Below are 15292 nucleotides of genomic sequence, written 5' to 3' on the forward strand. Positions count from 1 at the left end.
AGTTATGTATGTAGGCAACAAATGACAAAAAGAAGTCCTGTTAGATACTTTCGGCAACTCATGTTTTTTACCGGTGTTGGACTTGTCGCGTCTTGTTCACAACCTTCGGACATGGTGGACAGCCAAGGCAAATTAACTCAAGAAGTAGTCATCGAAGATTTCGAAGGAATTTTTGTACCACTCAATGTATTCAAGTTTAATGGTGAGATGGATTTAGTTGATGCGCCTAAGGGGATGAACGGAAAAGCCTTACAAGTAAAGCTGCATACTCAGGAAAACGAATCTGCGGGTATCGCTATGGTGACGCTTACATCATATGACTGGGGTGAATATAGCGATTTCAATTTAGCATTTGATATAGCGAATCCGGGCAATGAGTCCGTCCAAATAAACCTAATTATTGAAGATAAAAGTGGCGCAGCGTATACACGGGGTTTTGTGGTACCTGTGGGTGATACAACTACTGTGTACGCAAAAATGGATGGTCACGACCAAGTCGATCCTGAAAACGCACGACCAAATGAATTCAATTTTTCTTCAGGTTTGCGTTCAAACCCCGCAACTTGGCAATCAACGGATCGTCAGGCACATAGCTTCTGGGGGAAGAAGCGCCTAGATATATCAAACATTAGCCGTATCATTTTTATGACCGATGGCAATCTTAGCGATAGGACCATTACACTCGATAATATTAGACTAAGGCCAAACCCTGAAATGGACCCACTCTTTCTTAAGGGATTGGTTGACGAATTTGGACAAAATGCGAAAGTAGACTACCCGAACAAAGTGAAATCATTAGCCCAACTCAAAGACATAACGGCTAAAGAGCTGAACTCGTTGAAAGGCGATTTAATGCAAGATAGGTCTGCATATAGTGGCTGGAAAGATGGCCCTAAGTTAAAAGCTACTGGGTATTTTAGGACGGAAAAAATAGACAATAAATGGACATTAGTTGACCCAGAGGGTTATCTATATTTTTCGACGGGTATCGATATTATCAGGCTCAGTAACTCCTCAACTATCACTGGTTACGATTTTGACCAAAACACGATACCAATGCGCAGTGCCGAAGAACTGTTGGGAGAAGACGATATGCCGCTTAGACCCGTTAATCTTGATGCCCAAAAAACAAGATATGTCGCTTCAGAAGTGAGAAAAAGCCTCTTTGAGTGGTTACCCACATACGAGGACGCGTTGGGTAACCACTATGGATACAGACGAGAAACACAATCTGGGCCACTAGCACATGGTGAAACATTTAGTTTTTACAGTGCAAACCTAGAGCGTAAATATGGCGAAACGACACCAGAATCATACCTGACGACGTGGCGAGAAGTAACAATCGATCGAATGAAAGACTGGGGGTTTACGTCCTTAGGTAATTGGGCCCAAAGTGAATTCTATAAGAATAAAGAAATTCCGTTTGTTGCTTATGCAGATATTATTGGTGATTTTGACACCATCTCCAGTGGCTTCGATTTTTGGCACCCGGTGCCAGATCCTTATGATCCAAAGTTTCAAGAACGGGCGCTTGCTGCCGCACAACATGTTGCTGAGCAAATACAGTCATCTCGATGGACAATGGGTGTATTTTTTGACAATGAACAAAGCTTTGGACGCTTAGACAGCGATGAGTCTCATTATGGGCTAGTGTTGTCCGCACTTTCGATGGATGCGAGTAAATCGAAAGGCAAAGCGGCATTTTCAAAAATCCTCAAAGATAAATACAACACCATCGAATCGCTAAATGACGCTTGGGATAAAGACTATGTATCTTGGGAGTACTTCGACAAAACGGCAGACCCATCAATTAATAATGATGAACAACTCGCTGATTACAGCATACTGCTTGAAGATTATGGCAATCAATATTTTGACACCATCAATCAAGCAATGAAGTCCGTTTTACCAAATCACCTTTATTTGGGTTCTCGACTGCCAAGTTGGGGCATGCCGATGGAGATTTTGCGTGCTGCTGCCGAACATGTAGACGTAATTACCTATAATCTTTACGAAGAAGGTCTTGTCCCTAGTAAGTGGGCCTTTTTAGAAGAAATCGATAAACCGGCATTGATCGGCGAGTTTAGCGTTGGCGCAGATGATGCTGGACACGTTCACCCTGGTATTGTTATTTCTGCTGACCAAGAAGACCGTGGTCGTATGTTCAAAAACTACATGTACAGCGTGATAGACAACCCCTACTTTGTCGGCGCACATATGTTTCAGTACATGGATGGCCCAATAACAGGTCGAGCCTATGACGGCGAAAATTACAACAGTGGTATTGTATCGGTGACTGATACGCCTTATAAACCCTTGGTGGATGCCGCACGGGAATTAAACGCGGAATTGTACGAGCGACGATTTGGCGTACTTAACGATAAATAACTCGAAAACGAAACCTCAAAAATGCAATAGGTTCGCTTCATCGTATTCATCAGCATTGAGCTGAACATTAAACTGCTGGGCAAGGCTATCTAGCTCAGCTTGTTTAATGATAAGTTCGTCCATAAGAATAGTATTGTCATCAAGTTGCCATAGTTGCTTTGAACCGGCATAACTATATTGAAGTACTAACATTGCCTGGGTATTGCCTTGTTTGGCAAGGGCTTCGACCTTTCGTATCTTGCGGTTTATTTTATTCAATGATTGTTTGAGATCCCACACATAGGTTACCTCTACCATGTAACTATGTTTACGATAGTGCCTGAGCGTGATACCAATTAAAACAACAGCAACAACTACGCCGAATAAATTCCAATGAAAATGACTACCGCTTTCATCAGGGAAAAGTGCTATCAGCGTTTGTGATATCGCTAAACTAACAATCACTAAGGTAGCAATACAAGCAGCAATCACTCGGTTCAAATGTTTTCGATAACGTGTTTTATCTATGTCTATTAGTTTCATTTAGTGACCGTTACTTATTAGGCGGTTTCGAACAACGGATGATGGCATATTTTGCGGCAAACAATAACATTAGTTTTCGCATCGTTTAGTGCAATAATTAGGGCGTCTTGAATTGGGTCAGACAAAATATTCTGGCAAGGGACTCTTACATTCATTCAAATGGTAAGTTTTAGCGATAAAAAAAGGGCCTTTCGAAAAAGACCCTTTTAACACTGAGAATAGACTTAGAACGTTGCTCTTACACCTAAGGCGTAGCGACTACCAAAGTCTTCAGCCGCTAGGAACTGGTTGCTGAAACGGCCATGACGGCGGGTCGTTTCTTCCGTCACATTCAAACCTTCAAAAGTAATGACTAAGTACTCATTTATGTCATAGCTAATACTTAAATCAAGCTGACCATATGCCTCAGTAAATTGCGGCTCATTTGGGCTATGGAATTGATTTGTATTCAACAAGAAGTCATCGCGCCAGTTGTAAGCAACCCGCACTTGAATACCATCTTTGTCATAAAAGCCGACCAAGTTGGCTGAATCACTTAAACCCGTTAGCGCAACGGTTTGATCGAATGAATTTACATCATATTCAACACTGCCATTTACGGCGGTATAGTTGACTTGTGTACCAAAACCAGACTCACCAAACATATGTTGTAGTGCTATCTCGACACCATCAACGGTAGCATCTTCAAGGTTCTTAGGCACTTCAACGTTAAAAATAACGTCGGGGTCACTTGCCATGCCTAAACACGCAGGATTAGGCGGGTTCTGATTAGAATCAGGGCATTGTGGCCTTGGGTTAAACGATGGATCTTTTAATGGAGTACCGTCAGCGCCATTTATGGTTCTAGATTCATTGGTAATACCAATAAAATTAGACACGTACTTTTTAAAATATCCACCTGAAATATAGCTCCCTTCGTCATAATACCATTCAAGTGAGAGATCGATATTATTGGAAGAGTATGGCAGAAGGTTAGGATCACCTTGCGTCGCATTGAACGGACCACCAGGGCGTAAGTTAGTAATAGAAGTAGAGGGCGCAATTGCTGTTACGTCACTACGCGTAAGTGTCCGACTATATGAAAACCTCGCGAACAAATCTTCTTTTAATTCTAAGTTCACATCAAAATTAGGTAAAAATTCAGTATAACCACCTTCAAGTGTATCGGTCACAGCGCCGGTACTACCTTGGAACACGGTCCTAATTTCTTCATCACTAATATAAAGTAAATTTGTCGGTAAGGTCGTGTTTGATGACGCCGTTACGTCAGTATCTTCGTAGCGTATACCGACGTTAATGTTAATTGGAATTTCGTTGAATTCCGTTTCAAAATCCATCGCTAAATACGCATGAAGGGTTTCTTCTTGCACTGTATCTAAACTAACAGGGTTTTCACCAACCAAATTTCCGTCAACGATGGCTTGGTTTACACGGCCTGCATCTGCATTATATTGCACTGGAAACAGCGAATCACCGCCACTGAAATTACTGCCGATAGTTGATGGCGTAAATGAGAGTCCTAAATCTGGGATGTCAAGCACATTGTAAATGACACTAAATCCAAACCTTCGCTTAATATCAAACTGATAATCTGTACTTCCAACACCAAATCTGATGTTTGAAAGCGCACTGTCGCTATCATTTACCCAATCTCCACTGAACGCCCATTCTTGAATATTATTTTCAATTTCGTGACCCCGAATGACAACTACGTCACCGTCGATGCTTTCTAATCCGTATGGATCATAATTAGCTGGTAATGGCGCTGGTGCATTCTCATCAAAGGTATTTGTGACTTCCGCGAAAACAGCTGGCACATCGTTATCTGTAAAATCTAAACCAATGTCCACATAACGCTGATCAGGTGGCGTACTTATTACTGTCGTAAATTCACTGATTTGGCCACCAGGCTGCGTTTGTGACGTTGAATCGTGGATATCAAATTCGAGCGTTAGGGTATCTGATACAGTCCAATCAACGTTTAAACCAAAAGAGTCATTTTCTGTTTCAACTAACTGACGAATGGATGTAAAGTTTAGGCGATGATTGTTATGACGCGGGTTAATTACTGTGCCATTTGTATCGACGCTCCCCACCGTATTTGCATCTGAATCAAACCAAAAACCTGTTTGTATTCTGTCGATTTCTTCCTCAAAGCGCGATCCGGTATAGTCTAAAGAAATTGTAATATCTTCATTGGGTGCAAACTGTGCGACTGCTTGAAAGTTTTCTCTCTCGCGTTCATGATCGCCGTACTCAACGGCAAAGTTCCTCGGTACCCAATAGAAACCACCCGGATTGTCAGGATTAGTTAAATTTGAACTATCTATCCCCGTGTAAACGCTTCCATTGTCGCGAATCCAACCATCGTTAACTACTGCTTCCTTTCGGCTGTCGCGTTGAGAGTTGGCATATGCCACTAAAATACCTAATTTACCATCTGCAAATACATTGCTGTACAAGCCAGAAAACTCAGGGGTGATATCGCTGCCGGTAACATTCGTTGTATCAGCAATTCCCTTCAGTCCAAAGGTAATCTTTTGATCACCTAATTGAAGTGGTTTCGCAGTACTAAGGTTTACTGTTGCCCCTATACCACCGCTGGCCATATCTGCTTTACCAGTTTTGAAGACTTGGACACCCGATACAACTTCAGAAGCGATATGTTGAAAATTAAATGCACGGTTTATACCGACATCAGTAGATAGAGTCGAAGACGTTGGCATAGCACGTCCATTCAGCGTAACCATGTTAAAGGTCGGCCCAAAACCACGCACAGATACCTGATTACCTTCGTTATTAGAGCGATCTATTGATACACCAGTTATTCGCTGTAAAGACTCAGCTAGGTTGGTATCAGGAAACTTACCGATATCTTCAGCAGTAATCGCGTCAACAACACCACTTGATTCTCTTTTTATATTTGCTGAACTAAGTAACGATCCTCTAATGCCAGATACAGCAATAACCTCTACATCACCCGCACCCGCTTCCTGCGCGAGTGCGATGTGTGTTGAACCGACGCCAACTAACGCTAATGCGATTGCACTAGAAAGGATATTCCGGTGGTAATCAAAGTTAGATTTTTTCATGTGATTTTCCAAATAATTGAAGTGAGTGTGCAATAAATAAATATTTATTTAGCCATACAACATTCAAAACACTGGCCAATTAACAACCAATAAACATTTATATTTCAATATTTACACAATAATTTTACTGGATCAATCATACCAAAACATTAATTTAACTTTTATTTGTAATATTTTATGTGTAATAAAGAGATAATTTATATGTAACTAAGCGCTTTCAACGTATATTAATGCGTAAAGCAGTTGTATCAATTACTCAGGAAGTATTCTCTTATCGTCATTTTGCTCTAATATCACAGCACCTGATCCCTGAGTTGATAGAATATCTTCAGGGTTATACATCGGACATCGACTCATTGACAAACAGCCGCAACCAATACAACCGGTCAACAAGTCGCGCAAGTTGGTTAAGTAATTTATGCGTTTATTTAAATCTTGTTGCCATATATTCGACAACTTTTGCCAATCATCCTTGTCAGGCGTTCGATTATTAGGTAAGGACGCAAAAGCAGCATTGATACTCGCCAAGCTAACCCCTAGTTTTTGTGCAGCCTTAATAATAGAGATGCGTCGAAGTACCTCTGGATGATAGCGACGCTGATTGCCTTTATTTCGCCAACTATAAATAAGGCCTTTCTCCTCATAAAAATGCAACGTAGATACTTTTACCCCACTTCGTTTAGCCACTGCGCCAACCCCTAGTTCTTTAATCTTTTGCATCATCTATTCCCACTGAATTCATAGGTTTTTCAATATTAGTGAAAAAAACACTTTACCTCAACTTAGCTTGAGGTTTTATAGTGCACTAGAATTTACAACACAAGGAAACAGTATGATTTTAGAGCACCTAAATATAGTCGTAAGTCAATTAGACGAAACATTGGCCTTTTACAAGGTTGCTTTTCCGCATTGGCGAGTACGAGGACAAGGCACGCAAACGTGGTACGGTACCAAAAGGCGTTGGATGCATTTTGGTGACGACGATCAATACATCACCTTCAATGACAGCGGCACAGGATTCAATAGAGATTTGCAAACAAATGACCTAGGCTTATCTCATTTTGGTTACATCACTCACAATATAGAGGCGCTAATTGAACGCCTTGATAAGGCTGGTTTTCCTATTGCAAAAAGTGGAAATAACACACCTTTTAGAAGAAATGTGTATTTCATTGACCCAAATGGTTTTGAAATTGAGTTCATTCAGTATTTGTCTGATTTACCTAAGGAGCGCAACCAATATGAGTAATGTGATCATTTTAGGGAGTAGCCGAGATAATGGTAATACTGCAGGGCTAGCGAATCATCTTGCCACGACGATAAACGCGGAGATTGTCAATTTAAATAACTACCGTATTTTGCCGTACGACTACGCACACAAAAATCAAGAGGACGACTTCTCAGGCTTAATCGACCATTTAATCACTTACAAACGACTAATATTTGCATCCCCAATTTATTGGTATTCTCCCTCAGCGACCATGAAACTATTTATAGATCGCCTGTGTGACTTAACGGAAATTGATAAAACCAGAGGCCGAAACCTTCGTCTAAAATCTGCCGCAGTCATATCTACTGGTGCAGCAGTGGAGGTTGATAGTTGTTTTGAACAAATATTCAGAAAAACCTTTGACTATTTCAGCATAAAATATGATGGCATGCTGTATTGTCAGTGCGAAGACGATTATGTAAAAACACATCACAATAAGGCAGTCGACCTGTTTGCCACTCAGTTCAGAAGTGGCAATGATATGCGTGACGTTGAATCACGCATGATGTTGGAAAATAATTGACCATCACGTCCGGTTAACTAGGAGGTCTCGTTAACTTAAAACGCATAAGCATACGATACATTTAAAAAATCTACCCCTGGATTTTTACTATTCAATCCACCATTGCTGTAATGCATATAACGCAAAGCTAAGGACTGCTTATGTTGCTCGCCAAAATCTAGCGCGATACCTAAGCGGTCCTCAAATTGATAGTGAGAACCAATGTCTTTGCCTGCAAATCGAGTGTCTTCGACAAGTGAAACACCGATACCAAACTCCCATCTTAAGGGGTACTTATTTTTAACGCGATAAAAGGTCTTTCCAACCACTGGCGAAAGCGCAACAACGTAATTTGTTTCATGCTGATTGGATTCCCCAAACTCCCAGAAATTAACGCTGACTTCCCAATAGATATCCAGTTGATCAAAATATGGGACATTATTAAGTTCATATACATGTGGACGATAAGCTAAGCGCACGCCGGTAATATCGTCTGAGCCAATGAGCACATCTACAGCAACGGCTTGCGACACAGTATGTTCATATGCACGGCTAGAAGATGACGCAAAAAATGCAATAACAAATAGCGTGGCCAAAAATATCGTTTTCATTAAGTTCTCCAATCCAATAACTAATTCTGTAAAATAGAGCACTTACTAACACTCCGAATAATCTGTGGATTATTCAAAAATCGGCTCCCCTTTCGATGAGAGATAATGTATCCTTAAATTAAAGTTTATATGCACCTAATCGTGCAAATTTCCATACAAATCGTCCAAAGGAGAGACTATTGGATCTTTTATCTAGTGTTTTTAGACACTTTTCACTTAACGCTAACGTATATTTTGGCGGGAATTTGTGTGGTTCAAGCAGCTTAAATGAAGAAACGCAAAATCACGGCCATCTTCACCTACTTCGTTCTGGCAACATTGTAATACGTTGCTCAAATGGGTTTGAAACAACACTGAGTGAGCCATCCGTATTGTATTTCCCCCAACCAACGCCACACAGTTTGGTTGCAGATAAAACAACAGGTGCAGATTTAGTGTGCGCCCGCATTCATTATCAAGATGGCAAACGAAGCCCGCTTTTACGGGCTTTGCCACCTTGCCTACGATATGAATTGAAGGGTTCTGGTTTGCTTGGACAGTCTGCAAATTGGATATTTGATGAAGCCTTTCAAGAAAAAAGCGGGCAACGTATCGTATTAAATAGATTGTGCGATATTTTTATTATTAATGTGCTTCGTAAAGTGCTTGACGACGGCTTGTTAAACGAAGGCATGATGGCAGGCCTAGCTCACCCGCAATTGTCAAAAATGCTCGTCGAATTGCACAACACACCAGAGAAAAATTGGTCTTTACACACAATGGCCGACATGTGTGCAATGTCACGTTCGAAGTTCACTGAAGTATTTAAGCAAGTTGTCGGGCAAACGCCTGCAGACTACTTAACTGATTGGCGTATATCCGTGGCTCAAAATTTAATCGCCAGACATCAAAATATGGATCTTGTCGCCAACCAAGTGGGTTACGAAAATGGTTCAGCGTTAGCACGCGTATTTCGTAAAAAGACAGGCCAGTCACCCAAAGCATGGTTGGCTTCTCAACACACGGAATAAAAGCAAAGCACTAAACCACATCATATTTTGTAACATTTATACCCCTGTGTTTTCGCCTAACAGGGTAAATATGTCGAAAGATACACATATTTTTATGGTCTGCTTAAGCAATATTTTTTATTAACTTAACGCGGATTTACAAAATGACAACAACGCAAACAAAAAACATTAATTGGTATTATATTGGTTTAGTGGTTTTTTATATAGTGTTTGGCACCTATGGGCATGGTGTTCTTGGTCAAGAAGACTTATTTAACGCTGAAGTAATGAAAACATCAGAAATGTATGTATTCATCTCGAATTTTTCTAGTTGGCACATGCATACGCTGCAAAACGCATGTTTCGGCCTGTATTTTATATATGCGGCACGCACGTCCAAACCGCATCTGACAATTCACGCCGTTTGGTTGGCTGCTGCTATTTCAATTACTCGCCCACTTGCCATCACCATTGGCATACTGATTTACGCCCCAAGCGATTTAATTTATGTATCATTCCCATTGCTCCTAAATGTTATAGCATTGATCTTGATGTGGTTTGGTGTAAGAAAAGTAAAAAGAGATTTGGTGGCAAGCTAGCATACATTTTTTGCTTAAGGCTCCATACATGGAGCCTTAATACTTTCGCGATACAAGGGCCGACAGCGTTAAACATTAACGCATCCAACGAGATTTCTGTTCATACATTGAAGTCAAAAATTGTAAGTGCACAAAACCTAGCGCGTGTTTGCGTTTATAGGTAACATCAATATCAACGTAAATATCTTCGTAAGTTATGCCATTCTTAAATATTACTGGTATTAAATCTCCGTTAGCTAACTCATCCACTATCGCGTCTAGATGCAGAAAGCCAAAGCCCATACTGCCTAATACTAATTGCTTTAGCACAACATTATTCGTCGTCGCGACGGACTTAATCTTTTTCTTTGAAAGGGGAAGCATTTCTCGCGCATTTTTCTTAATCCAAGCATTAAATGCTGAGTATGGCGAATGATAATCAACTAACGGCAGTGTTAAGCAATCATGGATGTTTTCGGGTTGTTGATGTTGCAACCAAAATGCCTTTGATGCAACGGGTAAAAGAGGCTGTCGATAAACAGTTTCTTGTTTAAGTATTTTTTTCTCACTGCAAAATACTTGCAAACCAAAATCCACTTTGTTGTGGAGTAAAAGGGTTTCAATTTCGTCATCATTCGCAATCATCAAATCAAAATCTACTTTAGGAAACACTTGTTTAAACGTTTGTATAATCGCAGGTAAATAACCCACCGCTTGCTCCATCCAACACCCAATTCGAATAGTACCGGTTGCTTGTGATTTATCTGATTTTACAGTAGCAACTGCATTTTCCATTGCTAACAACTGAGTTTTAAATAAGGCGTAGAGCTTTTCGCCGTGCTCAGTTAATCGAATCGCAGGCCCATGCCTATCAAATAAATTAAGCCCCAAGCCCTGTTCAAATTGACACATTTGTGCCGACACCGCTTGCTGTGTTAGACACAAACGATTCGCTGCTTGAGTAATGCCGCCTTCGTCCACTACTGATACAAACGTTTTAGCTTTATTGAAATCCACGTGCGACGTCCTTTATGGAGTGATTTTAAAAAACATTACCACAAATATTTTTTAATTTTATTTATATTTTTACTGTTTTTATTTGTGAATAAGCATCGTTAACATTTAATCAACTAAACACACGCGAAAATATTCAAAACACAATAAGTAACTACAGGAACATGACGTGAAAAAAAAAAAGGCAATTGTCATCATAAGCGCAACCTTTCGCCCCCAAGGAATGCATACGCCAGAATTCAAAGAATATAGTCGCCGCTCAAATGCAAATGGTAAAGCACATGGCGGCAAAGTACTTCAAAAATTTAAGGTACTTAAAAATTTGGGCGGTGGCGCATTACCTCACATGGTCATGGTGGTGGAATATCCAAGCCTTGAGCATGCAGAAAGTACCTTTAACAGCAAAGAATATAAAGCAATTCTCCCCTTGCGAGACGCTGCATTGAGTGACGTAAATATTCTGACAACCGAGTCAATAAACAAATAAAGGATACAACAATGAAAAATATAGTTTTTAAAAGCGCGCTATTTTTATCTAGCCTTGTTGTAAGCCATGTATCTGTCGCCAATGGCATAGGAATATTTGGTCTACATAACCCAACATCGCCTGAACAGCATCAGGTAGTGTTGAAACAAATCAAACATAATGAGCAAATGAGAGACTGCAATTTGCTGAGGCATGGAAAAACAAACGGCGCGCAAGGCAATCTAAACGTTGCTGAGAATAACCATTATTTCATGTTGGAGTGCCCAACAACTATATTGTCACTTGCGGGCATATCTAAAACACTTGAATCCATTAACAAAAACACGCGCAATTTAATGCTGCTAGAAGGCAATTTCAGCGATATTAACCGTGAAGGGCTCTCGCAAGATAGCAGTAAACGCGCGTACATTCTCAAAATAAGTCATTTCAATAATAAACAACCTGCACAACGAACAAGAGAATTGGCAGCCTTTAAGAAAGAAGCGTACGCCTTAGACAATCATTATTATCGAGAGGCGTTCATTAATGTGCAACACGCGTATGGCGTCAAGCGGCCTGATGAGCTAGCAATTATTTACTATGACACACAGGAAAGCGGAGACAAATTTAGGCAAAACAATCCCAAGTTCATTGAAAAAATAGGACAATTCAATATGAAACACTTAACCGAGTTTACCTATATTTTTGCATCGGCAAATAATTAATTAAGGAAGTATCTAAATTCGTAAGTCGTTGGCGACGATATCTTTGTTACTCTACACGTATAAAAATAGAGACCTTGTCGTCCTCTAACATTAATTTGGATAAAACATGAAGAATAAAAAAATTGGATTTATCGGTTTAGGGTTAATGGGTGCTGCCATGGTGGAGCGCTTAATTGCAGTTGGGTATGAAGTAAACGTATTAGGCAACAAATCTCGGACTCGGATTGATGCCGCGATTGCTCAAGGCGCAACAGAGGCCACATCAGCCAAAGCGCTAGCTCAAAACAGTGATATCATCATGCTATGTATGGATACTTCAGCATCTGTCGAATCACGTATGTACGGCAACGACGGTGTAATTGAGGGCTTAAGTACAGAAAAGGCCGTCATTGATTTTGGTACCTCATTACCTAGTTCGACTACTGCGATTGGTGCTGAAGTAAGCAAACTCGGTGCTTATTATCTCGACGCCCCTCTAGGCAGAACGCCTTCCCATGCCAAAGACGGCAAGCTAAATATCATGGCTTCTGGCGACGAAACAGGCTTTAACATTGCCAAACCCGTACTTGAAAGCTTAGCTGAAAATCTCTTTTACTTAGGCACCTTAGCCACTGGACACACAATAAAATTAATCAACAACTTCTTTGCCATGACTACCGCTTCGGCAATGTCTGAAGCATTTGTAATGGCGGATAAAGCGGGAGTGGACCGTCAAACCTTATATGATGTAATGTCAGCAGGCCCATTACACTCAGGCATGATGGATTTCGTCAAACGTTTTGCTATCGAAAATAATCCAAATGATCTGGCATTTAGCATAAAAAATGCCGCGAAGGACGTAGGGTATTATCAACAAATGGCCAATGACTTAGGCGTCGACAGCCTCATGTCGACAGCAGCACAGAACACGCTTCAACAAGCGTTAACACAAGGTTTCGCTGACAATATGGTGCCCGAACTAGTGTCGTTCTTTGAGAAAAAACTTAGCTAAAGTCAATTTCAAATCAAAAATAAGCATTGCTTTTAATTATTATCCGGGTAATAATTAATTTAACCCGGAACTTATGGATGTAAAAAGCAATGCATTATTCAGCCTTTATTAATCACAGACTGTACGCACAAGGTGACTTGAAAGACCTGATTACCAAAGTAAAGCAGGCGTTCCCTGAGCAAGAAGCCTTACTTATTGAAACAGACACTTGCGCCAGACTGGATATAAATTGGCAAGGTTCGCTTGATGACGTATTAGCGCGTCTAAAACTAAGCACACCCAAGAGCAGTCCAACGGATGCAATACCATCTGAATCGACAAAAGCCCCCACTAAAAGAGGAAGGCCCAAATTAGGCGTCGTCGCAAAAGAGGTTACATTGTTACCCCGTCATTGGGAATGGCTATCCAAACAATCTGGCGGTGCATCTGTCACACTCAGACGCTTAGTAGAACTCGCTCGGCAAGAAAACAGTGTTGAAGATGAAATAAAACGCCGACAAGACCAACTATATAAATTCATTAGTATTTTTGCGGAACAATTGCCCAATGTGGAAGAAACGCTGAGAGCGTTATATCGTCAGGAAAATACATTGTTCGAACAATCAATAAAACAGTGGCCGAATGACATTCGCCAATTTTGTGAAGGTAAATATGCGCAAATACCTTCCTTGACACAAAAGCATCAAAATTAAGCATAAGGTCATCTTAAATGAACAATGGTCGTGATATTAACGAAGACGCGTCATCGAAGGCTGAGGTCAGTACTAATCAATCAGATAGACTTGGTGACGCGCCTATTCGTCCCTTATTTTTATCTATGTCGATGCCAATTATATTCGGTTTGTTGGTAGGCGGCCTATACAATGTTGTTGATGCATTCTTTGTCACTAGAGCGTTGGGCGCAAATGCCATTGGTGGTATTTCAATTGTATTCCCACTACAAATGATCATCATTGCCATTGCCAGTCTAATTGGCACAGGCACTGCATCAGTAGTGGCAAGAAAACTGGGGGAAAAACATCTTATTTCCGCTGAAAAAGCCGCTGGCTGCGCCATTGCTATTGCACTGTTTTTGGGTTTGTTGCTATCTGCGTCAGGCATAATATTTACTCAGAACATCTTATCTGCAATGGGCGTAACGACAGCGCTCATGCCATATTCACTTGATTACTTGCAACCCATATTATTGGCCGCACCCATAACACTATTGAGTTCTGCGCTCGGAGATATTGTAAGAGCCGAAGGTAAAATGCATATTGTGATGTTTTCTATGCTGCTTTCTTCAATTGCTAATATTATTCTTGATCCAATTGCTATTTATGTATTGGAGTGGGGCGTTTACGGCGTAGCATTAGCCACAGTATTTGCACAGATGCTTTCTTTTATGTTGATGTTTTTCATCTTTTTTACAAATAAAACTGAGGTAAAAATAAGGATACGCTACGTAAAAATCAAATGGCAAACTGCAAAGGAAATTGTCGCCTTAGGGGCACCAGTATTTATTAACTATTTTGGCGTCTCTGCGGTAATTGGATTAGTGAATTTTTCCATTGCCAATGCCGCGTTACCTGAATCAGACTATATGATTAGCGCCTATGGCCTGTTAGGCCGTATATTCATGTTCTTATTCTTTCCACTACTCGGCATGATGATCGCGTACCAAACTATTTGTAGTTATAACTTTGGTGCCAAACACTACGACAGAGTAAAAGCAATATCGGTTTTATCGGTAAAAGTGAGTACGCTCTATTGTCTCATTTGTACACTTGCTATGACACTGTTCCCTCATTTCATTTTGAAAATATTTACAAACGATGAAATGTTAATTAACCAAGGCGTCATTATTGCGCAATACATTTTTATTGGTTTTGTCGTTGCAGGCGCCGCAAATATTTGGGGAATTTACTTTCAAGCGATTGGCAAAGCTGCACCAGCACTTTTCTTATCAAGTATTCGAGTATACTTTCTGCAGTTACCTTTATTACTAGTTTTGCCTCTTTTCGTTAGTATTCATTACATTTGGCTTATTTTCCCGATTGCAGATCTTATCACTGTTATAGTTTCTTTCTTGGTAATCAAAGTCGCCTATAAACAACTAGATGAATGGATTAAAGGCGCTACCTTATCATCCGATGAATATTGAT

At 40.5% G+C, this 15292-nt stretch carries 15 protein-coding genes; 10 read left to right on the forward strand and 5 right to left on the reverse strand.

From position 1 onward, the window contains the following. Positions 1–21 precede the first annotated feature (21 nt). Positions 22–2388, forward strand: a complete 2367-nt coding sequence (locus QQK00_RS07410; RefSeq protein ID WP_284216842.1) for a beta-galactosidase — start codon at positions 22–24, stop codon at positions 2386–2388. A gap of 15 nt (positions 2389–2403) precedes the next feature. Here QQK00_RS07410 and QQK00_RS07415 read toward each other — a convergent pair whose 3' ends face one another. The 3 genes from QQK00_RS07415 to soxR form a co-directional block, all read right to left on the reverse strand. Next, positions 2404–2910 carry a DUF3087 domain-containing protein gene (locus QQK00_RS07415; RefSeq protein ID WP_284216843.1) on the reverse strand — a complete coding sequence of 169 codons (507 nt, stop codon included), beginning with the start codon at positions 2908–2910 and terminating at the stop codon, positions 2404–2406. 224 nt (positions 2911–3134) lie between these two features. Further along, positions 3135–6002: a TonB-dependent receptor gene (locus tag QQK00_RS07420; protein WP_284216844.1), complete on the reverse strand. Its 2868-nt coding sequence runs from the start codon at positions 6000–6002 to the stop codon at positions 3135–3137. A 252-nt stretch (positions 6003–6254) separates the two neighbouring features. Beyond that, on the reverse strand, positions 6255–6722 hold the full coding sequence (gene soxR / locus QQK00_RS07425; protein ID WP_348521145.1) for a redox-sensitive transcriptional activator SoxR: 468 nt from the start codon (positions 6720–6722) through the stop codon (positions 6255–6257). A 112-nt stretch (positions 6723–6834) separates the two neighbouring features. Between soxR and QQK00_RS07430 the strand changes: the two genes are divergently transcribed. Further along, the gene (locus tag QQK00_RS07430) at positions 6835–7251 is read left to right on the forward strand and encodes a VOC family protein (protein ID WP_284216846.1); all 417 of its coding nucleotides are present in this window, start codon (positions 6835–6837) and stop codon (positions 7249–7251) included. Continuing rightward, entirely contained in the window at positions 7244–7795 is a 552-nt protein-coding gene (locus QQK00_RS07435) for a flavodoxin family protein (RefSeq protein WP_284216847.1), read from the forward strand. The genes QQK00_RS07430 and QQK00_RS07435 overlap by 8 nt, the downstream gene beginning before the upstream one ends. A 35-nt stretch (positions 7796–7830) precedes the next feature. Here the strand turns inward: QQK00_RS07435 and QQK00_RS07440 are convergent, their stop codons facing one another. Beyond that, positions 7831–8385: an acyloxyacyl hydrolase gene (locus tag QQK00_RS07440; protein WP_284216848.1), complete on the reverse strand. Its 555-nt coding sequence runs from the start codon at positions 8383–8385 to the stop codon at positions 7831–7833. Between the two features lie 179 nt (positions 8386–8564). Here QQK00_RS07440 and QQK00_RS07445 point away from each other — a divergent pair, with 179 nt between their 5' ends. Both QQK00_RS07445 and QQK00_RS07450 read left to right on the forward strand, forming a co-directional pair. Further along, positions 8565–9395 (forward strand): AraC family transcriptional regulator, encoded by an 831-nt coding sequence (locus QQK00_RS07445; RefSeq protein ID WP_284216849.1) that lies wholly within the window; start codon positions 8565–8567, stop codon positions 9393–9395. A 143-nt stretch (positions 9396–9538) separates the two neighbouring features. Continuing rightward, on the forward strand, positions 9539–9973 hold the full coding sequence (locus QQK00_RS07450) for a hypothetical protein (RefSeq protein WP_284216850.1): 435 nt from the start codon (positions 9539–9541) through the stop codon (positions 9971–9973). Positions 9974–10048: 75 nt separating this feature from the next. Here the strand turns inward: QQK00_RS07450 and QQK00_RS07455 are convergent, their stop codons facing one another. Beyond that, the gene (locus QQK00_RS07455) at positions 10049–10969 is read right to left on the reverse strand and encodes a LysR family transcriptional regulator (protein ID WP_284216851.1); all 921 of its coding nucleotides are present in this window, start codon (positions 10967–10969) and stop codon (positions 10049–10051) included. A gap of 166 nt (positions 10970–11135) precedes the next feature. Between QQK00_RS07455 and QQK00_RS07460 the strand changes: the two genes are divergently transcribed. From QQK00_RS07460 to QQK00_RS07480, 5 genes are all read left to right on the forward strand, one after another. Continuing rightward, positions 11136–11453, forward strand: a complete 318-nt coding sequence (locus tag QQK00_RS07460; protein ID WP_284216852.1) for a DUF1330 domain-containing protein — start codon at positions 11136–11138, stop codon at positions 11451–11453. Between the two features lie 11 nt (positions 11454–11464). Continuing rightward, positions 11465–12157, forward strand: a complete 693-nt coding sequence (locus tag QQK00_RS07465; protein ID WP_284216853.1) for a hypothetical protein — start codon at positions 11465–11467, stop codon at positions 12155–12157. A 106-nt stretch (positions 12158–12263) separates the two neighbouring features. Then, a complete protein-coding gene (locus QQK00_RS07470) occupies positions 12264–13148 on the forward strand; it encodes an NAD(P)-dependent oxidoreductase (RefSeq protein ID WP_284216854.1) in 885 nt (294 codons plus the stop codon). Between the two features lie 89 nt (positions 13149–13237). Continuing rightward, positions 13238–13840: a DUF2239 family protein gene (locus QQK00_RS07475; RefSeq protein WP_284216855.1), complete on the forward strand. Its 603-nt coding sequence runs from the start codon at positions 13238–13240 to the stop codon at positions 13838–13840. Positions 13841–13857: 17 nt separating this feature from the next. Continuing rightward, a complete protein-coding gene (locus QQK00_RS07480; RefSeq protein ID WP_284216856.1) occupies positions 13858–15291 on the forward strand; it encodes an MATE family efflux transporter in 1434 nt (477 codons plus the stop codon). The last annotated feature ends 1 nt before the right edge of the window (position 15292 follow it).

It is taken from the genome of Agaribacter marinus (assembly GCF_030160655.1).
GTDB lineage: Bacteria > Pseudomonadota > Gammaproteobacteria > Enterobacterales > Alteromonadaceae > Glaciecola > Glaciecola marina.